Here is a 26,175-nt window from a genome sequence, read left to right as displayed (position 1 = left end):
GAGTTGCGCCCACCCGCGCGGCGCGGTAGCTAGGCGCCCGATGAGGCAGCGCCGAGGGCGACATGGACGATCTGCGCGACAAGTATATCGAAGCGATTGCCGGGGCCGGTGACGAAACCGCCCTCGAGGCATTGCGCGTCGAGGCCCTTGGCAAGAAGGGCGAGATCAGCCTGAAGATGCGCGAGTTGGGCAAGATGAGCGCCGAGGAGCGCCAGGTCGCGGGCCCGGCGCTCAATGCGCTCAAGGACGAAATTAACTCTGCCCTGAGCGCCAAGAAAGCCGCGCTGTCGGATGCCGCGCTCGATGCGCGCCTGAAGGACGAATGGCTCGACGTGACGCTGCCCGGGCGCGACCGCCGTGCGGGCACGATCCATCCGATCAGCCAGGTGATGGAGGAGGTCGGCGCGATCTTCGCCGATCTGGGGTTCGCGGTGGCCGAAGGGCCGCAGATCGACACCGACTGGTACAATTTCGACGCGCTCAACATCCCCGGTCACCACCCCGCACGGGCTGAGATGGATACCTTCTACATGCACCGCGACGCGGGCGATAACCGCCCGCCGCATGTGCTGCGCACGCATACCTCGCCGGTGCAGATCCGGCACATGGAAAAGCACGGCGCGCCCTGCCGCATCATCGCGCCGGGGCGGGTCTACCGCGCCGATTACGACCAGACGCATACGCCGATGTTCCATCAGGTCGAGGGGCTTGCCATCGACCGCGACATCTCGATGGCGCACCTGAAATGGGTGCTTGAGGAGTTCTTTGCCGCCTTCTTCGAGGTCAAGGGCATCAAGACCCGCTTCCGCGCGTCGCATTTCCCGTTCACGGAGCCGTCCGCCGAGGTGGACATCCAGTGTTCGTGGGAAAATGGCCAGCTGAAGATCGGCGAGGGCGATGGCTGGCTCGAGGTGCTGGGGTCGGGCATGGTGCATCCCAAGGTTTTGCAGGCCGCAGGGGTCGATCCGGACGAATGGCAGGGCTTTGCCTTCGGCATGGGAATCGACCGGATCGCGATGCTGAAATACGGCATGCCGGACCTGCGGGCGTTTTTCGACTCGGACCTGCGGTGGCTGCGGCACTACGGTTTTTCAAGCCTGGACGTGCCGACGCTGCATGGGGGCTTGTCGCGGTGAAGCGAGATCAGGAGCTACTGCGCAGCTTACTTTTTGAGTTCGAAGCGAACGAAGACTGGTTGCTTATAGTGGCCGATACGCTCGGAAGTAACACGCAAGATCGCGTCAAAAGCGGGCACGTTCGATTGCTGGTGGATGCAGGTTTTGTCGCGCCTGTGGCAAATAGCACGTATCGTTTGACAAACGATGGGTATGATTACTTGGACGCTATTCGAAGTGACACGATTTGGAATAAAACTCGTGAGGGTGCTAAAAGCGTTGGTGGAGTGACCCTCTCGATGATGCGAGAGATTGCCGTTACCTACTTAAAGCAAGAAGTTGCAGAGAAGTTGGGCGTGAGCATATAAACATTTTTAAATTTATTGATTTCATTGGGGATTCTGGCCTGAGCAAAGCTGCCTTTGGCAGCCGCCGGGCCAGCGAACATGCCAAAGGCATGCGTCACACATGACCCGACCGGAACGGTCTGGCGCTTTGGGGACGCCAGTGCGCCGCTCGGGCGGGGCGATGACCTGACGAGATAAACCGCTGAGCACATTCGGTGCTGCACCAGCCCGCCGGTCCGGCGCTGGCCCGGCCCCTCGCGGCTGGGCTGGTGGACAGCCGGAGAGTGGCGGCTAGGCTTTTCGCAAGCATCTTCGAAGGACCCCCGCCATGCCCCTCTTCCACCACGAGAACCGCGACCGCAACGATCGCACCCGCGCCCTCTACGCGCTTTACGAGATCGCGCATACCGCCGTCGATTTTACCGCCGCGATGCTGTTCCTCGTGGGCTCTGTCCTGTTCTTCTGGAAGGCCTACGAGACCCCGGCGATCTGGTGTTTCGTGCTGGGGTCGGTGTTCTTCGCGACCAAGCCCACGCTGCGGCTGGCGCGCGAAATCCATCTTTATCGCGCGGGCAGGCTCGAGCCGCTGGTGCAGCGCGAAACCCGCTGAAACCGGCTGCCCCTTCCCCCCCGGACGCCGATCCGCTAACACGCGGCCCAAGACCGCACCAAAGGGCCGCACGCGATGAAATTCACCCTCTCCTGGCTGAAAAGCCATCTCGACACGCAAGCCTCCGTCGATGAGATCGCCGAGACGCTGACCGATCTGGGCCTCGAGGTGGAAGGCGTTGAAAATCCCGCGGAAAAGCTGCGCGACTTTACCGTCGGGCGGGTCATCGCCGCCGAAAAGCACCCCGACGCCGACAAGCTCAAGGTCTGCCGGGTCGAAACGGATACCGGCGAGAGCCAGATCATCTGCGGCGCGCCAAATGCCCGCGACGGCATCTTCGTCGTCGTCGCCAAGCCCGGAACCTATGTGCCCGGCATCGACACCACCATCCAGGTCGGCAAGATTCGCGGCATCGAGAGCCATGGCATGATGTGTTCCGAGCGCGAGATGGAGCTTTCCGAGGAGCATGCCGGGATCATCGAGTTGCCCGAGGGCAAAATCGGCCAGAGCTACGCCGACTGGCTGGCGCAACACGACCCCGCGAAGGTCGATCCGGTGATCGAGATCGCCATCACCCCCAACCGCCCCGATGCGCTGGGGGTACGCGGCATCGCCCGCGATCTTGCGGCGCGGGGCCTCGGCACGATGATCGCCCGCGATACCGATGCCATTCCCGGCGCTTTCGCCAGCCCGATCAATGTCACCATCGACGACGATACGCGTGCGGCCTGTCCGGTTTTTTTCGGCCGCCTGATCCGGGGCGTGAAGAACGGCCCGTCGCCCGACTGGCTGCAACAGCAGCTCAAGGCGATCGGCCTGCGCCCGATCTCGTTCCTGGTGGATGTGACCAACTTCTTCACCGTCGACCGCAACCGCCCGCTGCACGTGTTTGACGCCGACAGGCTTTCGGGCGATCTGCGCGTGCACAGGTCCGAGGGCGGCGAAGAGCTGCTGGCGCTGGACGACAAGACCTATCGGCTCGATGCGGACATGACGGTGATCTCGGACGATACCGGCATCCAGAGCCTTGGCGGCATCATGGGCGGCGCTTTGTCGGGTGTGACAGAGGCGACCGTCAACGTGTTCCTCGAGGCGGCCTTCTTCGAGCCTGTCCGCACCGCCTATACCGGGCGCGCGCTGCGGATCAATTCCGATGCGCGCTACCGGTTCGAGCGGGGCATCGACCCCGAATGGACACCGCACGGCATCGAACACGCCACCCGCATGATCCTTGATCACGCCGGTGGCGAGGCGTCGAACGTGGTGCAGGCAGGTGCCATCCCCGACCATTCCCGCGCCTACAAGCTGGACCCGGCACGCGTACAGTCGCTGGTCGGCATGGACATTCCCGAGGCCGAACAGCGCGAGACCCTGACCGCATTGGGGTTCCGGCTCGAGGGCGACATGGCGCATGTGCCAAGCTGGCGCCCCGATGTCACGGGATCCGCCGATCTGGTCGAAGAGGTGGCCCGCGTCGCGTCTTTGACCCGGCTGCAGGGCAAGCCGCTGCCGCGCGCGCCCGGCGTTCCGAAACCGACGATGACCCCGATGCAGCGGCGCGAACAGGCGGCGCGGCGGACGGCGGCGTCGCTGGGCTACAGCGAATGCGTGACCTACAGCTTTATCGACGCCAAGTCGGCGGCCCTGTTCAACGGCGGCCATGACTCGACCATGCTGGCAAATCCGATCAGCAGCGAGATGTCGCACATGCGACCGGCCTTGCTGCCCGGCCTGCTGTTGGCGGCGGCGCGGAACCAGGCCCGCGGGCAGAATGATTTCGCGCTGTTCGAGATCGGAGCAGCCTTTCACGGCGGCGAGCCGGGGGAGCAGCATCTGCTCATCTCGGGGCTCCTGGTCGGACGTACCGGCCCCAAGGATGTGCATGGGGCCGCGCGCGCCGTGGACCTCTATGATGCCAAGGCCGATGCCGAGGCGGTGCTGGCGGCGATGAACGCGCCCGCCAGGATGCAGATCCTGCGCGGTGCGTCGGACTGGTGGCATCCCGGGCGTCACGGCAAACTGTGTCTCGGGCCGAAAAAGGTGCTGGGGATCTTCGGAGAGCTGAACCCGCGCGTTCTGCGCGAGATGGATGTGAAGGGGCCCGCCGTGGCCTTTACCCTCTGGCCGGCCGAGATCCCGATGCCGAAATCCCGCAGCACGACCCGGCCCGCACTGGCATTGAACGACCTGCAACCGGTCGAACGCGACTTCGCCTTCGTCGTCGATGCCGGGGTGCAGGCACTGGATCTGGTCAACGCCGCGGCAGGGGCCGACAAGGCGCTGATCGAAGAGGTCCGCGTGTTCGACGAATTCATCGGCGGCAGTCTCGGCGAGGGCAAGAAGTCGCTGGCCATCACCGTGCGTCTGCAGCCCACCGAGGCGACGTTGAAGGAAAAGGACATCGAGGCGGTCGGTGCCAGGATCGTCGAGAAGGTGCAGCGGGCCACGGGCGGCGTGCTCAGGGGGTGACACCCTGCATGCGCGCGGTGTCAAAGTAACACGCGAGAGGCGGGTGAAAACGCGCGCCAATTCCTCAGACCGGACCAGAACGGGAGAATATGCCATGGGTCTCAACGTATATCTTGCCGGAGAAATCCACACCGACTGGCGGGATCAGATCATCGACGGGGCCAAGGGGCTCGACGTGACCTTTTCGGGGCCGGTGACCGATCACGCGGCGTCGGACGATTGCGGCGTGGCGATCCTCGGCGCCGAAGAGCGGAAGTTCTGGCATGACCGCAAGGGCGCGCTGGTCAACGGTATCCGCACGCGCAAGGCGATCGGTGACGCGGACGTTGTCGTCGTGCGCTTTGGCGACAAGTACAAGCAATGGAATGCGGCCTTCGACGCGGGCTATGCGGCGGCGCTGGGCAAGAGCCTGGTAGTTCTGCAGTCCGAGGACCACGACCACCCGCTGAAAGAGGTCGATGCAGCTGCCGACGCGGTCGCCAGAAGCCCCGAAGAAGTCGTCGCCGTGCTGCGCTACGTCCTGACCGGGCAGATCCCGGGCTGAACGCGGCGTCTTTGCCATGTCGGGCAATACTCGGATTTTTTTCAAAAAAATCCGGGGCGCACGCGGTGGCGGCAGGGGACTCTGGCGATTGCCGGATTTGCCGTGTGTCGGCAAGGAAAGAATTTGAAAAATTTTTCGGACCCTGGCTTGCGTTTCGCGATGTCCGGGCCGAAACGGGCACGGCTTCAGTGGCACTTTCAAGGCATGACGCCTCAAGGATTGGGAACATGATCAACGAATTCAAGGATTTTATCGCCAAGGGCAATGTCATGGACATGGCTGTCGGCATCATCGTCGGCGCAGCGTTCACCGCCATCGTCACCTCGCTGGTGGGCGATCTGATCAATCCGATCATCGCGCTGTTCACCGGCGGCATCGACTTTTCGGGGTGGTTCTACACGCTTGACGGGTCCGACCAGACATCGCTCGAGGCCGCCCGGGAGGCGGGCGTGCCGGTCTTCGCGATCGGGTCGTTCCTGATGGCCGTTATCAACTTCCTGATCGTGGCCTTCGTGGTCTTCGTGCTGGTCAAGATGGTCAACCGCATCAAATCCGCCGCCGAAAAGCCCGATGAGATCGCCCCCGAGGTCAAGACCGGTCCGTCCGAGTTGGACATCCTCATCCAGATCCGCGACTCGCTGCAGAAATAGGTCTCCATCCGATTGTCATGCGGGCGGCCTGTTTCCGATCGGAACAGGCCGGTTTCATGCGCGAGGTTGAGGAACCGCGCCGGCTCTTTTATGACCCGCCGGAGAACGCGCAGAACGGGGTCTTCGGCACATGAGCAAAACCGCACGGATTGCCGCGTTTTCGGTTCTGGTGGGTGTGCTGGTGCTGGCCATCAAGACCTTCGCCTGGGCAATCACCGGTTCTGTGGCGCTGTTGTCGGATGCGCTCGAGAGCATCGTGAACGTGGCCACCGCGCTGGCGGCATTGCTCGCCGTGCGCATCGCCGACCGTCCGCCCGACGCCGAACATCCCTATGGCCACCACAAGGCCGAACTGTTCTCGGCCATCTTCGAGGGCGTTCTGATCATCCTCGCCGCGCTGTTCATCCTGCGCGAGGCCTGGGGGGCATTGCTCGAGCCGCGCGTGATCACGGCCCCCTGGCAGGGACTCGCGGTGAACCTGGGGGCGAGCGTGATCAACGGTGTCTGGGCCTTCGTGCTGATCCGGCAAGGACGGGCGCTGCGGTCGCCGGCGCTGTCGGCGGATGGCCGCCATCTGGTCACCGATATCGTGTCGTCCCTGGGGGTGGCGGCAGGGATCGCCGCGGCCACGCTGACCGGGTGGATGTGGCTCGACCCGGCGCTGGCGGGGTTCGTGGCGCTGAACATCCTGTGGTCTGGCTATCGCGTCATCATGGCCTCGGTCGGCGGGCTGATGGATGAGGCGGTGCCCGACGCGGACCTTTCGGCGCTGCGCGATCTGATCTCGGAACACGCCGAGGGCGCCATCGAGGCGCATGATCTGCGCACCCGGTCCGCCGGTCGCGCGACCTTTGTGGAGTTCCATCTGATCGTTCCGGGAGAGATGAGCGTGCACGATGCCCACGGCATTTGCGACCGGATCGAGGCCGCATTGAAGGCCACCCTGTCGGAATGCACGGTGACGATCCATGTGGAGCCAGAGCACAAGGCCAAGCATAACGGCATAGTCGTGCTCTAGCGCGGCGATCGCAGCGAGGGGGCTGTCTGCCCCCTCACACTCCCCCGAGAGTATTTCCGGTCCGTTCGTGAAAAAAAAGTGGCGGGTAGCCGCTGTCGGGGCTCAGGCGCGGGGGATGTGGTCGAGGTCGGTTTGCGTTGCGGTCTTGACGTTACGAAAGCGGTCGCCGCCCAGACACGTACCGCCAAACCATCGTGTCACGATCACCAGGTGGCCGGTCAGCCCGGCACCGGTGAGGCGCTTGAGAATGACCATTCCAGCGCCGCCTTCGCCGTTGTCCTGTTTGATCGGGCCATCGGGCAGCAGGATCGCCCAACTGTCATGTGTCGCCCGGGCGAATGTCTTGCGCCGCTTGAGATCGCTTGCCAACGCTCGTGCCGCGCCGCGGCTGCCGACCGGGCCGCCCGAGACCGCGTATTTCGAACCGCGGTCGGTGAGCACGTCGGTCAGGACGGTCAACCGGGTCATGGCAGCGGCGCCGGGGATCGTTCGGGTGGCTTACGTTGCATCATGCAAGACCCGCTGTGGCGCGGTCACGTCGATGCCGAGCGCGCGACCGACCGCCTCATAGGTCAGCTTTCCGGCATGCACGTTGAGACCGTTCAGCAGGTTCGGATCGTCAGCGCAGGCCTGTTTCCAGCCCTTGTCGGCCAGCGCCAGCATGAAGGGCATCGTGGCGTTGCCGAGGGCGATGGTTGCAGAGCGCGCCACGGCACCCGGCATGTTGGCGACGCAATAGTGCATGATGCCGTCCACCTCGAAGATGGGGTCCTGATGGGTCGTGGCCTTCGAGGTCTCGAAGCAGCCGCCCTGGTCGATGGCCACGTCCACCAGCACCGCGCCGGGCTTCATCGTGGACAGTTGGTCGCGGCTGATCAGCTTGGGCGCGGCGTCACCGGGGACCAGCACCGCACCGATCACCATATCGGCCTCGGTCACCAGTTCGGCGGTTGCGGCCTGGCTTGCATAGACCGTCTTGAACGCCCCCTTGAAGAGCTCGTCGAGATGGCGCAGGCGCGGCAGCGACCGATCAAGCACGGCGACATCCGCGCCCATCCCGGCGGCGACCCGCGCCGCATTGGTGCCCACGATGCCGCCGCCGATCACCACCACGCGGGCCGGAAAGACGCCGGGCACGCCGCCCATCAGCACACCGCGCCCGCCATTGGATTTCTGCAAGGTCCAGGCCCCCATCTGCGGTGCCAGCTTGCCGGCCACTTCCGACATCGGCGCCAGCAGCGGCAGCCCGCCGCGGTTATCGGTCACCGTTTCGTAGGCGATGCAGGTGGCCCCCGAGGCGATCAGGTCGCGGGTCTGCTCGGGGTCGGGCGCCAAATGGAGGTAGGTGAACAGGATCTGTCCCGCGCGCAGCATCTTGCGTTCGGAAGCCTGCGGCTCTTTTACCTTCACGATCATGTCGGCCTGGGCAAAGATGTCGTCCGCGGCCTCGACCAGTTGCGCGCCGCGCCCGGCATAGTCGTCATCGGTGAAACCGGCGCCGTCACCGGCCCCCTTCTGGATCAGAACCTGGTGACCGTGGGCGATCGCCTCGGCGGCGGCTTCGGGTGTGATGCCGACGCGGAATTCCTGCGCCTTGATCTCTGTGGGGCAGCCGATCTTCATTCTGTCCTCCTCGTTCTGTCGGTCCAGGTTCCAGGCAGGACTGCCAGTGCATGCCCGTCACTCCTTGGTGTTGCGCCGCGCATCGGGTCGATGTCGCGGGCGATCCCGACCTTGGGTAACGGACGCCCGCCATATGTCAATCGGTGTGAGCGGACCGCCTGGCCACGGACTTGTCAATCGCGCCGCCAGGAGCGACGGTCCTGTCCCGAGGGAGGGACACGCCATGCAGATCGAGGCAGATTACGTCGTTGTCGGCGCGGGCAGTGCAGGCTGCGTCGTTGCGCGCCGCCTGTCCGATGCGGGCCACCGGGTTGTGCTGCTCGAGGCTGGCGGGCGCGACAATTACCACTGGGTCCATATCCCGATGGGGTATCTCTATTGCATCGGCAATCCGCGCACCGACTGGATGTTCAGGACCGGCGCCGAGCCCGGTCTGAACGGACGATCGCTGCTTTACCCCCGCGGGCGCATCCTGGGCGGGTGTTCGTCGATCAACGGCATGCTCTACCTGCGCGGGCAGGCCGCCGACTACGACGGCTGGCGTCAGATGGGCCTGACCGGCTGGGGGTGGGACGACGTGCTGCCCTATTTCAAGCGCAGCGAGGATTACGTCGAGGGCGAAAGCGCGCATCACGGGGCGGGCGGGCCCTGGCGGATCGAAAACCAGCGCCTGTCCTGGGCGGTTCTGGATGACTGGATGGCCGCGGCCTCCGAGGCCGGCATTCCCAGAGTCGATGACTTCAATACCGGCGACAACGCCGGTGTGGGCTATTTCCGGGTCAGCCAGAAAGGCGGCTGGCGGGTGTCGATGGCCAAGGCGTTTCTCCGCAAGGCCGATCCCGACGCCCTGCGCATCGAGACCGGCGCTCAGGTCAAGCGGCTGGACATCGAGGGGGGGCGCGCGGTGGGCGTGCAGTTCGACCGGGACGGCGTCGCGGGCACCGCACGCGCCCGGGCCGAGGTGATCCTGTGCGCCGGTGCGATCGGATCGCCCCATATCCTGCAATTGTCGGGCTACGGCCCGGCAGATCTTCTGGCCGGACAGGGCATCGCGGTACGGCGTGACATGGCGGAAGTCGGGGGCAATCTGCAGGATCATCTTCAGCTGCGGTGCTCCTGGCGGCTGACCGGAGCCAAGACGTTGAACACCTTGGCGAACGCGCTCTGGGGCAAGGCCCTGATCGGGCTGGAATACGCGCTGAGGCGGACCGGGCCGATGTCGATGGCCCCGTCGCAACTGGGCGCGTTCGCCAGGTCGCGCCCGGATCTGGCGACGCCGGATCTGGAATACCACGTTCAGCCGCTGTCACTCGGGGCCTTCGGAGAGCCGCTGCATCCCTATCCCGCGATCACCGCGAGCGTGTGCAACCTGCGGCCCGAATCGCGCGGCACGGTCCGGCTGACCTCGACCGATTTCCGTGCGGCACCCGCGATCTCTCCGAATTACCTGTCGACCGAGGGCGACCGCAGGGTCGCCGCCGATGCTATTCGCCTGACCCGCCGGATCATGGCGCAAGGCCCTATGGCCCGTTACAGCCCTTGCGAGGTGACGCCCGGCGATGCGGCGCAGTCGGATGCGGAACTGGTGCGCGCCGCGGGCGACATCGGCACCACGATCTTTCACCCTGTCGGCACCCTGCGCATGGGCATCGACGCCGCCGCACCGGTCGATGGCGCCTTGCGCCTGCGGGGCATCGCGGGATTGCGGGTCGTGGATGCCAGCGTGATGCCGACGATCACCTCGGGCAACACCAACGCGCCGACGGTGATGATCGCGGAAAAGGCATCCGACATGATCCTTGCCGACGCCAGCGGCTGATCGCGAGGCCCCGCATCAGGTGCGGGGCGCGGCGCGCTGATCGGCGGGCGCACGGGCCCCTGTCACGATCGGACCGGAAATACTCCGGGGGTCTGGGGGCAGCGCCCCCAGCGGGTCGGCGCGGGCTTGCCCGCGTCGATCCAACGGCGCGCGCCGCTTCTCAAAAACGACAAACCCCCGACCGGGCGAGCCGACGGGGGCCGTCTGACGAAGCGACGCAACCGCGCCGCCTTCGTGTCCGGGGCTGCTTACATCATGCCCTCGCGCTGCGCCTTCTTGCGCGCCAGCTTGCGCGCACGGCGGATCGCCTCGGCTTTCTCGCGTGCTTTTTTCTCGGACGGTTTCTCGAAATGTTGCCGAAGCTTCATTTCGCGGAACACGCCTTCGCGCTGCAGCTTTTTCTTCAGGGCACGGAGCGCCTGATCGACGTTGTTGTCGCGAACACTTACCTGCATGTGGTTGTCACCACCTTCCTAGGTTGAATTGCAATGATTTGCAGGAAGTGGCCCTATAGCAAAGGTCCCCTAGCTTGTCTAGGGTATAGAGACCGACAGGAAAGCCCGGATGATGACCGACACTACCGCCGAAGACACTGCCGACACAACCACCGACAAGACCACCGACACAACCACCGACGCTATCACCGACGCGAATACCGCGCACGCGTCGGATGGCGTGGACGGCACCACGGATGACACCGCCGGCGACGACACGCTGGACAGGCTGATCGACGCCGCGTTGATGCACGTGCCCTTCGATGGCTGGACCGAGGCGAGTTTCCGCGCCGCCATCGCCGATTCCGGGGTCGACCCGACGGTCGCCAGGGCGCTGATGCCGCGCGGGGCGGTCGATCTGGCGCTGGCCTATCACCGGCGCGGCGATGCGAAGATGGTGGCGCGGCTTGCCGCCACGGATCTTGCCAGCCTGCGCTTTCGTGACAAGGTCACGCGGGCGGTCCGCTACCGCATCGCGGCCACCGAAGACCGCGAAGTGGTGCGGCGTGGCACCACGCTCTTTGCGTTGCCGCCCTATGCGCCCGACGGTGCCCGCGCGATCTGGGGCACGGCGGATGCGATCTGGACGGCGCTCGGCGATACCTCGACCGATGTGAACTGGTACACCAAGCGGGCGACGCTGTCGGGGGTCTACTCCGCAACCGTCCTGTTCTGGCTCGGGGACGATTCGGTCGACAACCAGGCGACCTGGGATTTCCTCGATCGGCGGATCGAGGACGTCATGCGGATCGAGCAGGCCAAGGCGACCCTGCGCAAGAACCCGCTGTTGTCGCGTCTGATGGCGGGACCCGAACGGCTGGCCGCCGCGATCAGGCCGCCGCGCCGTCGCACCGATGTTCCCGGCCAGACCGGCGGACGCGGACTCTAGCCTGCGTGCACGACCGTCCCGGGCGTCTATCCAGTTGTCACCGGCCTGCGGTCAGGTCACTCTCGGCTCCGAAGCGACAGGAGGCAAGAGATGGCAGAGACGATGCGCGCGGTCGAGATATCCCAACATGGCGGGCCGGACGTCCTGGTGCCGGTCAAGCGCGACGTGCCGCAGCCGGGGCATGGCCAGGTGCTGCTCCAGATCGCCTATGCCGGGGTCAACCGGCCCGACGCGCTGCAACGCGCGGGCATGTACGCGCCGCCGCCCGATGCCTCGGACCTGCCGGGGCTCGAAGCCTCTGGCACGGTGGTGGCGGTCGGGCCGGGGGCCGACGGGGTCGCGGTCGGCGACACGGTCTGCGCTCTGCTGCCCGGTGGCGGCTATGCCGAATACGCCGTGACCCCCGCCGCGCATTGCCTGCCAGTGCCCGACGGCATGGGGCTGGACGCCGCCGCCTGCCTGCCCGAGACGTTCTTCACCGTCTGGTCCAACGTGTTCCAGCGCGGTCGCCTGACGGGCGGTGAGCGTTTTCTTGTCCACGGCGGCTCGTCCGGCATCGGCACCACCGCGATCCAGCTGGCCCGGCATTTCGGCGCGCGGGTCTTCGCGACCGCCGGATCGGCCAAGAAATGCGCCGCCTGCACCGCCCTGGGGGCCGAGCGCGCGATCAACTACCGCGACGAGGATTTCGTCGACATCCTGCGCGCCGAGGGCGGCGCCGACCTGATCCTCGACATGGTTGGTGGCGATTACATCCCGCGCAACATCAAGGCGCTGGCCGATGACGGGCGGCTGGTCCAGATTGCCTTTCTGGGCGGGCCCAAAGTGACGCTGAATTTCGCGCCGGTGATGACCCGGCGGCTGACGATCACCGGCTCGACCTTGCGACCGCAATCGGATCACGCCAAGGCGCTGATCGCCGAGGCCCTGCGCGCCGAGGTCTGGCCGCTGCTCGATGCCGGGCGCATCAAACCGGTCATGGACTCCGAGTTCACGCTGGACAACGCGGCGGCGGCACATGCGCGGATGGAAAGCTCGGGCCATATCGGCAAGATCGTGCTCAAGGTCGGCGGCTGAGATGGGCGACGACATTCCCAAGCGCACGCCGCTCGACCTGCTGGGCGAATGGGCCATCGAGGACAGCTTCGAGACCTTCCGGGACGAGATGTCGGGCGCGATGCTGTTTCCCGAAAAGCGCCAGATCCGGAAATACTGCCTGGCGCAGGCGGTGGACCGGCTGGACACCGATGGTCTGTTCGCCGAATTCGGCGTCTGGCGCGGGCACGGCGTGAACCTGTTCGCCAAGCAGTTGCCCCAGGTTCCGATCTGGGGTTTCGACTCCTTCGAGGGGCTGGAAGAGGACTGGACCGGGCATGCCAAGGGCGGGCAGGCGGGGCGCTTCACGCTCGGCGGCGTGATGCCCGACGTGGCGCAGAACGTGACGCTGGTGAAGGGCTGGGTGCAGGACACCGTGCCGGACTGGCTTGACGATCAGGCGGGCCAGCGCGTCGTCTTTGCCCATCTCGACCTCGACACCTACACGCCCACGCGCTTCGTCCTCGAGGCGCTGCGCCCGCGTCTTGACGTAGGCTCGGTGCTGCTGTTCGACGAGCTTTACGGCTATCCGGGCTGGCGGCATCACGAATGGAAGGCGTTGCAGGAAACCCTGCCGCGCGAGGCCTACCGGTACCTTGCGTTTTCAGAGCAGGCTGTCGGCATAGAGATCGTCCACACCGGCAGGGAGGAGTGACATGGCCCGCACAATGATCATCGAAACGCATGGCGGCCCCGAGGTCTTCAAGCTGGTCGACCGCGAGGTCGGCACACCCGGCGCGGGCGAGATCCGCATCCGGCACGCGGTGGCGGGGCTTAATTTCATCGACGTCTACCAGCGCACCGGCCTTTACAAGATGACCCTGCCACACGCGCTGGGCATGGAGGCCGCAGGCACCGTCGAGGCGGTGGGCGCGGGCGTCACGCATCTGAAAGCCGGTGACCGCGCGGCTTATGCGGCGCAGCCACCGGGGGCCTATACCGAGGCGCGGGTGATGCCCGCGGCGCAGGTCTGTCCGCTGCCCGACGCCATTTCCTTCGAGGAAGGGGCCGCGATGATGCTGAAGGGGTTGACTGCGCAATACCTGTTCCACCGCACGACGCCGATCGCCCGGGGGGACACGGTGCTGTTTCACGCCGCCGCCGGCGGGGTCGGCCTGATCGCCTGCCAATGGGCCCGGTCCGAGGGGATCCGCCTGATCGGCACGGCGGGCACCGACGAAAAGTGCCAGCTGGCCCGCGACCACGGCGCGGATGCCTGCATCAACTACCGGCAGGGCGACTGGGCCGATGAGGTCCGCGCGCTGACCGGCGGCAAGGGCGTGGACGTGGTCATGGACGCGGTCGGCAAGGACACCTTCGACGGCTCGCTCGGCGTGCTGCGCCCGCTGGGCATGATGATCTCGTTCGGCAATGCCTCGGGCCCGGTGCCGCCCTTCAATATCGCCGAACTGGGCGCGAAAGGGTCGCTCAAGATCACCCGCCCGACCCTGTTCACCCATATCGCCGATCACGAAACCTGCCAGCGGATGGCATCGATGTTGTTCGGCAAGGTGGTCGCCGGCGATGTGCGCATCCGCATCGATCAGCGCTTTCCGCTGGAAGAGGTGGCCGAAGCACACCGGACGCTGGAGGCGCGCAAGACCACAGGCTCCACGGTTTTGACGATGTGATCCGGAGGGGCGGGGCCTTCGGGCCCCGCGCATGTCTGGCCCGCTGATCCGGTGGATCATCGGGCGGCATGGGGGCCTTGCCCCCAAACCCCCGCGCGTTTTTTTGGAAAGATGAAGGCAGAAGCCGCGCTTCGGGATGGAATTGCCGCGGGGTCAGTCGCCAAGCGCGCGCCAGCCGATATCGCGGCGGCAGAAGCCTTGCGGCCAGTCGATCGCATCGACCAGCGCATAGGCGCGTTGCCGGGCCTCTTGCAGGGTTGCGCCGCGCGCCGTGGCATTCAGCACCCGACCGCCCGACGCGGTGATGCGACCATCGGTCAGGGACGTGCCCGCATGGAACGTCATGTGGAAGCTGTCTTCGGGCAGCGCGTCGAGCCCGCCGATCACCGATCCCTTTTCGTAACTGCCGGGATAGCCCCTGGCCGCCAGCACCACCGTCATCGCGTGATCGTCGGCCCAGCTTACCTGTGCCCCGGCAAGGCGGTGCTCGGCACAGGCGTGGATAAGGTCGAGCGCCTGCGCCCCGAGCCGCAGCATCAGGACCTGGCATTCCGGATCGCCGAAGCGGGCGTTGTATTCGACCAGCCGGGGCTGTCCGTCCTCGATCATCAGGCCGACATAGAGAACGCCGTGATAGGGATGCCCGCGCCGTGCCATTTCGGCCATGGTCGGTCGGACAATCTCGTTCAGGGCCCTTTCGGTCACTGCCGGGGTCATCACCGGCGCGGGCGAATAGGCCCCCATGCCGCCGGTGTTCGGGCCGGTATCGCCTTCGCCCACACGCTTGTGGTCCTGTGCGGTGCCGATGGGCAGCACGTCGGTGCCGTCACAGAGCACGAAGAACGAGGCTTCCTCTCCGGTCATGAACTCTTCGATCACCACTTCCGCGCCCGCAGCGCCGAAAGCCCCGCCGAACATGTGATCAAGCGCCGCCTCGGCCTCGGCCAAAGTTTCGGCGATTACCACGCCCTTGCCTGCCGCCAGACCATCGGCCTTGATGACAATGGGGGCACCTTCGCGTTGCACATAGGCGCGCGCCGCGGTCTGGTCGGTGAAATGCGCATAACCCGCGGTGGGGGCGTCGCAGGCCGCGCAGATCGCCTTGGTGAAGGCCTTCGATGCCTCGAGCTGCGCGGCGGCCTGGTTCGGTCCGAAGACCAGGATGCCCGCGTCGCGCAACATGTCCGCGACCCCGGCGGCCAACGGGCCCTCGGGGCCGATGATCACCAGGTCGATCGCATTCTCTCCGGCAAACTCCGTCACCGCGCCGCCATCCTCGATGTCGAGGCTGGCGCAGGTGGCGATCTGGGCGATCCCGGCATTGCCCGGCGCCACGATCAGCTTGTCGCATTTGGGGTTCTGCATCACCGCCCAGGCCAGTGCGTGTTCGCGCCCGCCGCCGCCCAGTATGAGGATGTTCATGGTCTGGCCTTCCCGTTGTCCCGCGCCCGTGGGCGTTCTAAGGTCGCTGTCGGCAAAGAACAAGCGCGGGACAGGCATGGACCTTATCGAGGAAGACGACACCGGCAATATTCCCGAATTTTCGGTCTCGGAAATTTCCGGCGCGGTGAAGCGGACCATCGAGGGCGCCTTCGCCCATGTCCGCATCCGGGGCGAGGTCGGGCGCGTGTCGCGACCTCGGTCGGGTCACATCTACCTCGACCTGAAGGATGACCGGTCGGTGATCTCGGGTGTGATGTGGAAGGGCGTGGCGGCGCGCCAGGAGACACAGGTGGAAGAGGGCATGGAGGTCATTGCCACCGGCCGTCTCACCACCTTTCCGGGCCAGTCCAAGTACCAGATCGTGATCGAGGACATCCGCCCCGCCGGGATGGGCGCGCTGATGGCGATGCTTGAAAAGCGCCGGGCGATGCTGGCGGGCGAGGGGCTGTTCGATGCCGCCCGCAAACGCGATCTGCCCTTCCTACCGGATGTCATCGGGGTGGTGACATCGCCGTCCGGCGCGGTGATCCGCGATATCCTGCACCGGCTGCGCGACCGCTTTCCGCGCCGGGTGCTGATCTGGCCGGTGGCGGTTCAGGGCAAGGCCTGCGCCCCCGAGGTGGCCCGCGCCATCCAGGGTTTCAACGCCATGACACCGGGCGGCGCATTGCCCCGGCCCGACCTGCTGATCGTGGCGCGCGGCGGCGGTTCGATCGAGGATCTTTGGGGCTTCAACGAAGAGGCGGTGGTACGGGCTGCCGCAGCCTCGGACATCCCGCTGATCTCGGCGGTGGGCCACGAAACGGACACGACGCTGATCGACCATGCCGCCGACCGGCGCGCGCCGACGCCAAGCGCCGCCGCCGAAATGGCGGTGCCGGTGCGGCGTGACCTGCTGATCTGGAGCGGCGAGATGCAAGCGCGGCTGACCCGGGCGGTCAGTCTGAAACTCGACCATCGCAGCCAGCGGGTGGGTGATCTGGCCCGCGCGCTGCCACGTCCGGAAACCTTGCTGGAACCGGCGCGCCAACGGCTCGACGGGGCGACCGACCGGTTGCCCGCGGCCCTGCTGCGGGGCGTCCAGATCCGCCGCGTGACGCTGTCTGACATCGGTGGCAGCCTGCGTCCGGCGATGCTGCGCAGCAAGCTGAGCGAGGCAGGCCGCATGCTGGCCCAGTGGACGCCGCGGCTCGACCCGGCGCTGGCGCGGCTTGCGCGGGGCAAGCGCGATGCGCTGGACAGGCAGACCGACCGCCTGTCCATCCGGCCCATCGCGCGCGACGTGGCGACCAAGCGCGATGCGCTCGACACGCTCGCCGCACGCCTGACCACGGCCCAGACACTGCGGGTCGCGACCGAACGCGACCGGCTCTCGGGCCTGGATCGGCTGCGTGAGACGCTGAGCTACAAGGCGACGCTGGCGCGCGGCTATGCGGTGATACACGGGGATGGCCATGTGGTGACCACCAGGCGCGCGGCCGAGGCGGCGGGCGGGCTCGAAATCGAGTTCAGCGACGGACGCCTGCGCATCGGAGGCGCGGCTGCGAAAGCCAGGGCCAAACCGAAACCACCAGAACAGGGCAGTCTGTTCTGATCGGCCTCGCGGCGCCGAGGTCGCGGGGCATGGCACGACACGGTCTTTCCATTTTCCAAATACGCAAAAAACAGCCCGGTGATCCAACGGATCACCGGGCCAGACCTGCGCAGCCAAAGGCTGCACATTGCTTTCACAGGCGCATCAGGCCGCGGCTTGTTCCGGGGCGAAACGACCGTAAAAGCTCTGGTTCTTCGCCGCCATCTCGCGCAGGAGCGGCGGGCAGGAAAAGCGCTCGCCGAAGGCTTCCGTGAGGCTGTCGCAGCGCTCGGCGGCATAGGGTGCGCCCAGAATATCCAGCCAGGACAGCGGCCCCCCCGACCAGGGCGCAAAGCCCCAGCCCAGGATCGCGCCGACATCGCCTTCCCGGATATCCATCAGCACGCCTTCCTCCAGCGCGCGCACGGCCTCCAGCGCCTGCGCAAAGAGCATGCGGTGCTGCACGTCGACCAGTTCGGGCTGTGTCTCTGCCTGCGGATAGCGCGCGGCCAGCCCGTCCCACAGGCCCTGACGCTTGCCCTTCTCGTCATAGCTGTAAAAGCCCGCGTTGGCCTTGCGCCCAAGGCGGCCTTCCTCTTCCATCCAGAAGATCACCTCGTCGACCGCCTCGTCAGCGTAATCCGACCCCATCGCCGCCTTGGTGGCCCGCGCGATCTTCGCGCCAAGGTCGATCGATGTCTCGTCCACCAGCTGCAAGGGCCCCAGCGGCATGCCGACCATCTTGGCGGCATTCTCGATCAGGGCCGGTGCCACACCTTCCGACACCATGCGGATGCCTTCGTTGATATAAGGAATGATGCAGCGATTGGCATAGAAGAACCGCGCGTCGTTCACCACGATCGGCGTCTTGCGGATCTGGCGCACGAAATCGAGCGCCTTGGCCACCGCGCGATCGCCGGTTTCCTTGCCCTTGATGATCTCCACCAGCGCCATCTTCTCGACCGGCGAGAAGAAATGGATGCCGATGAACTGCTCGGGCCGCCGGCTGGCCTTGGCCAGATCGCTGATCGGCAGGGTCGAGGTATTGGTGGCGAAGATGCAGTCTTCGCCGATCACCTCTTCGACCCTCGCGGTCACCTCGGCCTTGATCTTCGGGTCTTCGAAGACCGCCTCGATGATCAGGTCGCAGCCGTCGAGGGCCGCGTAATCGGTCGTGGCGGTGATCAGCCCGAGGATGGCGTCCTTCTTCTCCTCGGTCACCTTCTTCTTCTTGATGCCCTGATCGAGATAGGCCTCCGTATAGGCGCGGCCCTTGTCGGCGGCCTCCTGCTTCTGGTCGATCAGCACCACCTCGATCCCGGCCATGGCCGACACCAGCGTGATGCCCGCGCCCATCATGCCCGCGCCCAGCACGCCGACCTTGCGCACCGACTGGTCGTCGATGCCCCTTGGCCGCACGGCGCCCTTTTCCAGCGCGCCCTTGTTGATGAACAGCGACCGGATCATCGCGGATGACGACGGGTTCATCAGTACATTGGTGAACCAGCGCGCCTCGATCTTCAGGGCGGTGTCGAAGGGCACCAGCGCCCCCTCGTAAACCGCCGACAACAGCGCCTTGGCCGCCGGGTAGACGCCCTTGGTCTTGCCGTGCACCATCGCCGAGGCCCCGACGAAGGTCATGAAGCCCGCCGGATGATAGGGCGCGCCGCCGGGCATCTTGTAGCCTTTCTGGTCCCAGGGTTTGACGATATCCGCGTCGCCCGCCTGCAAAACCCATTCCGTCGCCGCCGCAACCGGATCGGCCACCACCTCGTCCACGAGACCCGCCGCCTTGGCCTTCATCGGGTCGCTGAGCTTGCCTTCCAGCAGGAACGGCGAGGCCGCCATCGCGCCCATCTTGCGCACCAGCCGCGTGGTGCCGCCCGCGCCGGGGAAGATGCCGACCATGATCTCGGGCAGGCCGATCTTGGCCTTGGGATCGGGGGTCACAAAGATGCGGTGGCACGCCAGCGGCAGTTCCAGCCCGATGCCAAGGGCTGTGCCGGGCAGGGCCGCCGCGATCGGCTTGCCGCCTTTCAGGGTCTTGGGGTCCATGCCCGCCAGTTCGATCTTCCGCAGCGCCTTGTGCAGCGACATGATGCCGTTGAACAATCCCTCGGCGGCATTGTCGCCCGCCTCGGCCTTCATCCTGGCGATGACGTTCAGATCCATCCCCGCGGCAAAGCTGTCCTTTCCGCTGGTGATGACGATCCCCTTGACGGCGTCGTCCGCCAGCGCGTCGTCGATAAGCGTTTCCAGATGCAGGGCGGCATCGATGGACAGCACGTTCATCGACTTGCCTTCGCAGTCCCAGGTGATCAGGGCGACGCCGTCGGCGCCTTTTTCCATGGTGAAATCAGTCATGTCTTCTGTCTCCTCTGCCTCTGTCTCACACGCGCTCGATGATCGTGGCGGCACCCATGCCCGACGCGATGCACAGCGTGGCAAGGCCGGTTTCGCGGTCGGACCGCTCCATCTCATCAAGCAGCGTGCCGATGATGATGGCGCCGGTGGCACCCAGCGGGTGACCCATGGCGATAGAGCCGCCATTGACGTTGAGCCTGGCGTGATCGACGTCGAAGGCCTGCATGAAGCGCAGCACCACCGACGAAAACGCCTCGTTCACTTCGAAAAGATCGATATCGCCGATCTCCATTCCGTGATCGCGCAGGATCTTCTCGGTCACCGGGACGGGGCCGGTCAGCATGATCGTGGGATCGGTGCCGATCTTGGCGGTGGCGCGGATGCGCGCGCGCGGCTTGATCCCGTGCTTCTCGCCCCAGTCCTTCGATCCGATCAGGACACCCGCCGCACCGTCCACGATGCCGGACGAGTTGCCCGCGTGGTGGATGTGGTTGATCCGCTCGAGATGGGGGTATTTCAGCAATGCAACCTTGTCGAAACCGGGCATCATCTCGCCCATGTCCTTGAAGGACGGCTTGAGCCCGCCCAGCGACTGCATGTCGGTGCCGGGGCGCATGTATTCATCGTGATCGAGGATCGGCAGACCGTTCTGGTCGCGCACGGTCACAACGGACCTGGCAAATCGCCCGTCTTTCCAGGCCGCCGCCGCGCGCTTCTGGCTTTCCACCGCGAAGGCGTCGGCGTCGTCGCGTGAAAAACCGTACTCGGTGGCGATGATATCGGCCGAGATGCCTTGCGGCACGAAATAGGTGTCCATCGCGATCGCGGGATCGACGGCGATCGCCGCCCCGTCCGACCCCATGGCGACGCGTCCCATCATCTCGACCCCGCCGGCGATATAGGCCTCACCGGCGCCGCCCCGGATCTGGTTGGCCGCAAGGTTCACCGCCTCCATGCCCGACGCGCAGAACCGGTTGATCGCGAGTCCCGGGATCGACTGGTCAAGCTCCGATGCCAGCACGGCGGTGCGCGCCAGGCAGCCGCCCTGTTCACCCACCTGGGTGACGTTGCCCCAGATCACATCCTCGACCGCGTGGCCTTCGAGGTTGTTGCGGTCCTTGAGGGTGTTCAGGACCTGCGCGGAGAGCCGCGCCGATGTCACCTCGTGCAGACTCCCATCCTTGCGGCCCTTGCCGCGCGGGGTGCGGATCGCGTCGTAAATATAGGCGTCAGTCATCCTTGATCTCCTTCATTCTGCCCGATCCGACGGATTGCCGGGCATCAGCGCGTAGGGGTGTTTCCAGCCGGGCTGCTGCGACAGGCGCGTGAGCCAGGCATCGATATGGGGCCAGTCCTTGCGGTCGAAACCGAAAGGTTCGGGATAATAGAGATAACCGCAGCACGACAGATCCGCATTGGTGACGTCCCGTCTGACGATCCAGTCGCGGTCGGCAAGATGGGTGTTCAACACGTCATACGCGGTCTTGAGGCGGCTTTGCATGAAGTCGATGACAGGCGCGGGGCGCTTGTCCTCTGGCACGAAGTTCATCAGGAACCGCGTCATGCCGGCCTGACTTGACAGCTTGTGATTGTCCCAGAACACCCAGCGCATCACTTCGCGGGCCTCCTCCGGACTGGCCCCGCCGAACTTGCCGCTTTTCTCGGTCACGTACATCTGGATGACACCGGACTGCGTCAGGGTCAGATCACCGTCAACCAGCACCGGCACCTCACCCATGGGGTTGATGTCGCGGCGGTAGTCGGTGCTGCGGGTGGCACCGTTGAAGAAGTCGACATAAACCGGGGCCCAGTCGAGACCCGACAATTCGAGCGCCAGGGCGGCCTTGTAGGCGTTGCCGGATTCCCCGAAGCAGTGCAGTTGAATGGTCATGAGCTTTCTCCCGAATGAATGGCGTGTGTCGCGGTCATGCATGCGTATTTGGAAAATGGAAAAGCCGATATTAACCGCGCTTTAACTGCAGGGCGTGCAGGCTGGCTCTGCGGTACAGGCTGGCGAGCCGATGACCGCAAATGGAAAGGTCGACTGCTCTCCGATACAGGGTCAATCCCGTGAAATCCGGGATGCGGCATGGCTGAACAGGACAGGGGGCGCGGACCGTCGGTTCGGCGCGCTGAGCCCCCTGTCTTTCCATTTCTCAAATACGCAATTCCGACGCCGGACACGCTGCGTGCAGCCGTCATTCCTGGAACCCCCGTGCAATCAGTTCCTTCATGATCTCGTTGGTGCCGCCGTAGATGCGCTGGACGCGGGCATCGGCCCACATCTCGGTCACCGCATAGTCCATCATGTAGCCGTAGCCGCCGTGGATCTGGACGCAGTCGTCGAGCACCGCGCCCTGGGTGTCCGTCAGCCAGTATTTCGCCATCGCCGCGCGTTCGACGGTCAGCGCCCCGGCCAGATGTTCGGAAATGCACTGATCGAGGAAGGTGCGGGCGACGACCGTCCTGGTCTGGCATTCCGCCAGTTTGAACCGGGTGTTCTGAAACTGCAGAAGATTGCCGCCGAAGGCTTCGCGGTCCTTCGCATAGGCAATGGTGCGGGACACGGCCCCCTCCATCGCGCCCACGGCGCCGCAGCCGATGATCAGGCGTTCTTGGGCCAGTTGGCGCATCATCTGGTAGAAGCCCTGGCCTTCCGCACCGCCGAGGCAGGCCTCGGCGGGCAGGGCCACGTCGTCGAAGAACAGCTCGGACGTGTCGGCGGCGTGCAGCCCTGCCTTCTCGAGGTTGCGGCCGCGAGTGAAGCCCTGTGCGCCGTCGGTTTCGACCGCCATCAGCGAAATGCCCCGGGACTTCGCATCGGGGTCGGTCTTGGCCGCGACGAGGATCAGGTTTGCGTGCTGGCCATTGGTGATGAAGGTCTTCTGGCCGGACAGGCGGTAGCCGTTGCCCGAGGGCAGGGCCCTGGTCCTGATCGCCTGCAGGTCCGAGCCGGTGGACGGTTCGGTCATCGCCAGCGCGCCGACCAGCTCGCCGGTGGCCATCCGGGGCAGCCAGCGCCGTTTCTGGTCTTCGGTGCCGTAGGACAGGATGTAATGCGCCACGATGCCGGAATGGATGCCGTGACCCCAAGAGGCGAGATTGGCGCGCGCCGCTTCCATCAGGATCACCGCTTCGTGGCCAAAATCGCCGCCCGCGCCGCCATATGCCTCGGGGATCGAGGGGCAGAGCAGGCCAAGCGCGCCGGCCTGACGCCAGGTCGCCGGATCCATCTGGCCCGCGCGCCGCCAATCAGCGAAATGCGGCGACCATTCCCGCGCGATGAACTGGGCGGTCATGTCGGCGAGCATCCGGTGCTCGTCGGTCATCCAGGTCGATGTCATGGCAAGGTCCCCTCCCGGACGTTGCGGCCGGTTCAGCGTTTGCGCGCCTCGAGCTCGGCGTTGAACAGCCGCAGCCTGTGCCCGAGCGCGTCGTGGTCGGTCACGCTGTCGAAATTCTCGAAGAGGAAGCTCAGCGCTTCGCCTTCGTCGAGGCCCGCCTCGGATGCGAAACCTTTCAACCTGCGATAGCCGTCTTCGGTCATGGCGACGGGAAAGCGGCGGGTCAGTCGGAAACGCTTGGGCATGGGGCCTCCGGGCGGTGTGAGGGTGGGCGTTGCCGCCCACCGTCGCCTCAGAAGTTCGCCGCGTCCAGTTCCATTACCGTGTCCGCGCCGCTCTCGATGCGCTTGAGGTGCATCGACGTGGCGGGCAGCTGGCGGGCCATGTAGTAGCGCCCGGTCGCAAGCTTGGTCTGGTAGAACTCCGCGTCCGACGTGCCCGCCGCGAGGGCGGTCCGGGCGACAAGGCCCATTTTCGCCCACATCAGGCCCAGGCAGACATGGCCGAAGAGGTGCAGAAAGTCATACGACCCCGCCAGCGCGTTGTTAGGGTTCTTCATGCCGTTCTGCATGAAATACATGCCCGCTTGCTGCAGGTCCTTCGAGGCCAGCTTCAACGGCTCGAGATAATCGCGGTCGAAGGCGTCGTCCTGGCCCTTGTTGTCCTTGATGAAGTCCTTGACCATCTCGAAGAAGGCCATGACGTGCTTGCCGCCATCGGCCCCCAGCTTGCGCCCCACGAGGTCAAGCGACTGGATGCCGTTGGTGCCTTCGTAGATCATCGTGATGCGGGCATCGCGGACGAATTGTTCAAGCCCCCATTCGCGGGTAAAGCCGGACCCGCCCAGCGTCTGCTGCGCCAGCACCGTGGTGTCGAAGCCCTTGTCGGTCAAAAAGCCCTTGATGACGGGGGTCAGCAGCGAAATCATCCCCTCGGCCGCCGCATCGTCGTTGCGATGGGCGCGGTCGATCATCTGCGCGCCCCAGAGGGTGAACAGTCGCGCGCCCTCGATGAAGCTTTTCTGGTGCAGAAGGTTCCGGCGCACGTCGGGGTGCACGATGATCGGATCGGCGGGCTTGTCGGGGGCTTCGGCACCGGTCACGGCGCGGCCCTGCAGGCGGTCCTTGGCGAAGGCCAGGGCGTTCTGGTAGGCCACGACACCCTGCGCATAGCCTTGCAGGCCGACGCCCAGCCGGGCCTCGTTCATCATCGTGAACATGGCGCGCATGCCCTTGTGCATCTCGCCGATCAGGAAGCCCTTGGCCCCGTCGTAGTTCATCACGCAGGTGGCGTTGCCGTGAATGCCCATCTTCTCTTCGAGGCCGCCGCAGGACAGCGCATTCCGCGCGCCCAGGCTGCCGTCCTCGTTGACCAGAAACTTCGGCACGATGAAGAGCGAGATGCCCTTGACGCCATCCGGACCGCCGGGGATCTTGGCCAGCACCAGGTGAACGATGTTCTCGGACAGGTCATGTTCGCCCGCCGAGATCCAGATCTTCTGGCCGGTGATGGCATAGCTGCCGTCGTCCTGAGGTTCGGCCTTGGTGCGGATCAGGCCCAGATCGGTGCCGCAATGCGGCTCTGTCAGGTTCATCGTGCCGGACCATTCGCCGTCGATCATCCTGGGCAGGTAGGTGGCCTTCTGCGCGTCGGTACCATGCACGTGGATCGCCGAATAGGCCCCATGGGTCAGGCCCTGGTACATGTTGAACGCCATGTTGGACGACACGAACATCTCGCCCACGGCGCAGTTGAGCACGTAGGGCATGCCCTGGCCGCCGAACTCGGGGTCCGCATCGAGCCCCATCCAGCCGCCTTCGCGCATCTGTCTGTAGGCATCCTTGAAGCCGGTGGGCGTGCGCACAACGCCATTCTCCAGCGTGCAGCCTTCCTCGTCGCCGACGCGGTTCAGCGGGGCCAGCACGTTTTCGCTCAGCTTGCCGGCCTCTTCGAGGATGGCCTGCACCGTCTCGCGGTCGAGGTCCTCGTAGCCGGGGATGTCGGCCTCGGCGATCTTCAGGACTTCGTCGAGAACGAAGATCAGGTCTTTGGTCGGTGCGGTATAGACGGGCATGGTGCCTCCCTCGTCGTCTGGTCTTATTCGGCGGCTTTTGTAGATTGCGCCATCGAGGCGAGCATCTTCTCGCCCCAGCGCATCTGGTCTTCGAGTTCGCCGATGGCCTCGTTCAGTTCGTCGCGCTGTGCGATCATGTCGTTGAGGCGGTCTTGCGCGATGTCATAGGTCCGGGCGAGCTGCGTGCGCTGCTGGTCGCCCATGTCGTAAAGGTCGAGAAGCTGGCGGATCTCCTCGAGGCTGAAGCCGAAGCGCTTGCCCCGCAGGATCAGTTTCAGCCGGGCCCGGTCGCGTCGGGTGAAAAGCCGCTTCTGGCCCTCGCGGATCGGGAAGAGAAGCTCTTTCGCCTCGTAAAAGCGCAGGGTCCGCGGAGTCACGTCAAAGGCGTCGCACATCTCCCGGATGGTCATGGTTCGGTCTTGGGTCATGGTCGATTTGTCATTCCTGCCGGTTCTGATGCGGCTGGACTAAAGGTCTTGGACCGATTCCTACAATACTGGCTTACGTTGACGTAACCTGTACGTCACGTCACTTTGGCGCTGACGTAAGATCAGCCAAGGCGGACGTAGCGTCAGGGTAATTATCGAAAGCACGGTCGAAGACGCGGCATCGCCGCCGGATCAGGTTTTCAGCGACGTCGCGGTCTCGTCGCGCAGCGTTTTCAGCTCTGCCATGGCTGCGTCCAGCTGGTCGCGTTGCTCGGCCAGTTCGGCCAGCTGGCGGTCCGCCAACTCGATCCAGTGCCGCATCTGCGCCTCGGTGCCTTCCTTGTCGTACATCATCAGCCATTGCCGGATGTCCTCGAGCTGGAAGCCGAACTTGCGACCGCGCAGGATCAGCGTCATCCGCGCGACTTCCTTGGGTCCGTAGAACCGCGCCCGGCCTTCGCGCTCGGGGGTCAGCAGCTCGATGTATTCGTAGTAGCGCAAGGTGCGCGGCGTCACATCGAACCTGGCGCACATGTCTTTGAATGTGAGACGTTGATCGACCATGTATCTCTCCCTGCGTGACATCCTAGGGGAGGTGAATGGCCCCTGCAAACGGGAACCCGCCACGGCGGGTCACGAAACGCG

The 26,175-nt window shown here is 65.5% G+C and carries 25 protein-coding genes; 13 read left to right on the top strand and 12 right to left on the bottom strand.

Annotated elements, in window-relative coordinates; genetic code table 11:
* The first annotated feature begins 62 nt into the window (after positions 1-62).
* From pheS to ACXYMN_RS07970, 7 genes are all read left to right on the top strand, one after another.
* The gene (pheS, locus tag ACXYMN_RS08000) at positions 63-1,136 is read left to right on the top strand and encodes a phenylalanine--tRNA ligase subunit alpha (protein ID WP_459013027.1); all 1,074 of its coding nucleotides are present in this window, start codon (positions 63-65) and stop codon (positions 1,134-1,136) included.
* Positions 1,133-1,483: a DUF2513 domain-containing protein gene (locus ACXYMN_RS07995; RefSeq protein WP_459013026.1), complete on the top strand. Its 351-nt coding sequence runs from the start codon at positions 1,133-1,135 to the stop codon at positions 1,481-1,483. Before pheS ends, ACXYMN_RS07995 begins: the two co-directional genes overlap by 4 nt.
* A 307-nt stretch (positions 1,484-1,790) precedes the next feature.
* Positions 1,791-2,072: a YrhK family protein gene (locus ACXYMN_RS07990; protein WP_459013024.1), complete on the top strand. Its 282-nt coding sequence runs from the start codon at positions 1,791-1,793 to the stop codon at positions 2,070-2,072.
* Positions 2,073-2,147: 75 nt separating this feature from the next.
* Positions 2,148-4,541: a phenylalanine--tRNA ligase subunit beta gene (gene pheT / locus ACXYMN_RS07985; RefSeq protein ID WP_459013023.1), complete on the top strand. Its 2,394-nt coding sequence runs from the start codon at positions 2,148-2,150 to the stop codon at positions 4,539-4,541.
* Positions 4,542-4,635: 94 nt separating this feature from the next.
* Positions 4,636-5,085, top strand: coding sequence for a YtoQ family protein (locus ACXYMN_RS07980; RefSeq protein ID WP_459013021.1), 450 nt, complete (start codon positions 4,636-4,638; stop codon positions 5,083-5,085).
* A gap of 227 nt (positions 5,086-5,312) precedes the next feature.
* Positions 5,313-5,735 (top strand): large conductance mechanosensitive channel protein MscL, encoded by a 423-nt coding sequence (gene mscL / locus ACXYMN_RS07975; protein WP_459013020.1) that lies wholly within the window; start codon positions 5,313-5,315, stop codon positions 5,733-5,735.
* A gap of 130 nt (positions 5,736-5,865) precedes the next feature.
* Positions 5,866-6,753, top strand: a complete 888-nt coding sequence (locus ACXYMN_RS07970; RefSeq protein WP_459013018.1) for a cation diffusion facilitator family transporter — start codon at positions 5,866-5,868, stop codon at positions 6,751-6,753.
* Between the two features lie 102 nt (positions 6,754-6,855).
* Here ACXYMN_RS07970 and ACXYMN_RS07965 read toward each other — a convergent pair whose 3' ends face one another.
* Both ACXYMN_RS07965 and ald read right to left on the bottom strand, forming a co-directional pair.
* Positions 6,856-7,221 (bottom strand): YigZ family protein, encoded by a 366-nt coding sequence (locus ACXYMN_RS07965; protein WP_459013017.1) that lies wholly within the window; start codon positions 7,219-7,221, stop codon positions 6,856-6,858.
* A 30-nt stretch (positions 7,222-7,251) separates the two neighbouring features.
* Positions 7,252-8,376 (bottom strand): alanine dehydrogenase, encoded by a 1,125-nt coding sequence (ald, locus tag ACXYMN_RS07960; protein ID WP_459013016.1) that lies wholly within the window; start codon positions 8,374-8,376, stop codon positions 7,252-7,254.
* A 223-nt stretch (positions 8,377-8,599) separates the two neighbouring features.
* Between ald and ACXYMN_RS07955 the strand changes: the two genes are divergently transcribed.
* Complete coding sequence (locus tag ACXYMN_RS07955; RefSeq protein WP_459013015.1) at positions 8,600-10,195, top strand: GMC family oxidoreductase; 1,596 nt, start codon at positions 8,600-8,602, stop codon at positions 10,193-10,195.
* 248 nt (positions 10,196-10,443) lie between these two features.
* Here the strand turns inward: ACXYMN_RS07955 and rpsU are convergent, their stop codons facing one another.
* Positions 10,444-10,650 carry a 30S ribosomal protein S21 gene (gene rpsU, locus ACXYMN_RS07950; protein WP_049641104.1) on the bottom strand — a complete coding sequence of 69 codons (207 nt, stop codon included), beginning with the start codon at positions 10,648-10,650 and terminating at the stop codon, positions 10,444-10,446.
* Between the two features lie 109 nt (positions 10,651-10,759).
* Between rpsU and ACXYMN_RS07945 the strand changes: the two genes are divergently transcribed.
* The 4 genes from ACXYMN_RS07945 to ACXYMN_RS07930 all read left to right on the top strand — a co-directional run bounded on the left by ACXYMN_RS07945 (position 10,760) and on the right by ACXYMN_RS07930 (position 14,304).
* Entirely contained in the window at positions 10,760-11,578 is an 819-nt protein-coding gene (locus tag ACXYMN_RS07945) for a COQ9 family protein (RefSeq protein ID WP_459013014.1), read from the top strand.
* A gap of 90 nt (positions 11,579-11,668) precedes the next feature.
* A complete protein-coding gene (locus ACXYMN_RS07940) occupies positions 11,669-12,655 on the top strand; it encodes an NAD(P)H-quinone oxidoreductase (protein ID WP_459013013.1) in 987 nt (328 codons plus the stop codon).
* A gap of 1 nt (position 12,656) precedes the next feature.
* Positions 12,657-13,328, top strand: coding sequence for a class I SAM-dependent methyltransferase (locus ACXYMN_RS07935; protein WP_459013012.1), 672 nt, complete (start codon positions 12,657-12,659; stop codon positions 13,326-13,328).
* Position 13,329: 1 nt separating this feature from the next.
* Entirely contained in the window at positions 13,330-14,304 is a 975-nt protein-coding gene (locus ACXYMN_RS07930; RefSeq protein ID WP_459013011.1) for a quinone oxidoreductase family protein, read from the top strand.
* 153 nt (positions 14,305-14,457) lie between these two features.
* Here ACXYMN_RS07930 and purD read toward each other — a convergent pair whose 3' ends face one another.
* A complete protein-coding gene (gene purD / locus ACXYMN_RS07925; RefSeq protein WP_459013010.1) occupies positions 14,458-15,726 on the bottom strand; it encodes a phosphoribosylamine--glycine ligase in 1,269 nt (422 codons plus the stop codon).
* Between the two features lie 76 nt (positions 15,727-15,802).
* Here purD and xseA point away from each other — a divergent pair, with 76 nt between their 5' ends.
* The gene (xseA, locus tag ACXYMN_RS07920) at positions 15,803-17,341 is read left to right on the top strand and encodes an exodeoxyribonuclease VII large subunit (protein ID WP_459013009.1); all 1,539 of its coding nucleotides are present in this window, start codon (positions 15,803-15,805) and stop codon (positions 17,339-17,341) included.
* Positions 17,342-17,485: 144 nt separating this feature from the next.
* Here xseA and ACXYMN_RS07915 read toward each other — a convergent pair whose 3' ends face one another.
* From ACXYMN_RS07915 to ACXYMN_RS07880, 8 genes are all read right to left on the bottom strand, one after another.
* A complete protein-coding gene (locus ACXYMN_RS07915) occupies positions 17,486-19,684 on the bottom strand; it encodes a 3-hydroxyacyl-CoA dehydrogenase NAD-binding domain-containing protein (protein WP_459013008.1) in 2,199 nt (732 codons plus the stop codon).
* Positions 19,685-19,709: 25 nt separating this feature from the next.
* Positions 19,710-20,921, bottom strand: coding sequence for an acetyl-CoA C-acetyltransferase (locus ACXYMN_RS07910; protein ID WP_459013007.1), 1,212 nt, complete (start codon positions 20,919-20,921; stop codon positions 19,710-19,712).
* Between the two features lie 12 nt (positions 20,922-20,933).
* On the bottom strand, positions 20,934-21,575 hold the full coding sequence (locus ACXYMN_RS07905) for a glutathione S-transferase family protein (protein ID WP_459013006.1): 642 nt from the start codon (positions 21,573-21,575) through the stop codon (positions 20,934-20,936).
* 307 nt (positions 21,576-21,882) lie between these two features.
* Positions 21,883-23,028 (bottom strand): acyl-CoA dehydrogenase family protein, encoded by a 1,146-nt coding sequence (locus ACXYMN_RS07900; RefSeq protein ID WP_459013005.1) that lies wholly within the window; start codon positions 23,026-23,028, stop codon positions 21,883-21,885.
* Positions 23,029-23,060: 32 nt separating this feature from the next.
* The gene (locus ACXYMN_RS07895) at positions 23,061-23,273 is read right to left on the bottom strand and encodes a hypothetical protein (RefSeq protein ID WP_459013004.1); all 213 of its coding nucleotides are present in this window, start codon (positions 23,271-23,273) and stop codon (positions 23,061-23,063) included.
* A gap of 47 nt (positions 23,274-23,320) precedes the next feature.
* Entirely contained in the window at positions 23,321-25,102 is a 1,782-nt protein-coding gene (locus ACXYMN_RS07890; RefSeq protein WP_459013003.1) for an acyl-CoA dehydrogenase C-terminal domain-containing protein, read from the bottom strand.
* 23 nt (positions 25,103-25,125) lie between these two features.
* Positions 25,126-25,530 (bottom strand): MerR family transcriptional regulator, encoded by a 405-nt coding sequence (locus ACXYMN_RS07885; RefSeq protein WP_459013002.1) that lies wholly within the window; start codon positions 25,528-25,530, stop codon positions 25,126-25,128.
* 192 nt (positions 25,531-25,722) lie between these two features.
* Positions 25,723-26,094, bottom strand: a complete 372-nt coding sequence (locus ACXYMN_RS07880; protein WP_459013001.1) for a MerR family transcriptional regulator — start codon at positions 26,092-26,094, stop codon at positions 25,723-25,725.
* Positions 26,095-26,175: the final 81 nt, after the last annotated feature.

This window comes from Roseivivax sp. CAU 1753 (assembly GCF_054482575.1).
This window is presented reverse-complemented; position numbering and strand designations above follow the sequence as displayed.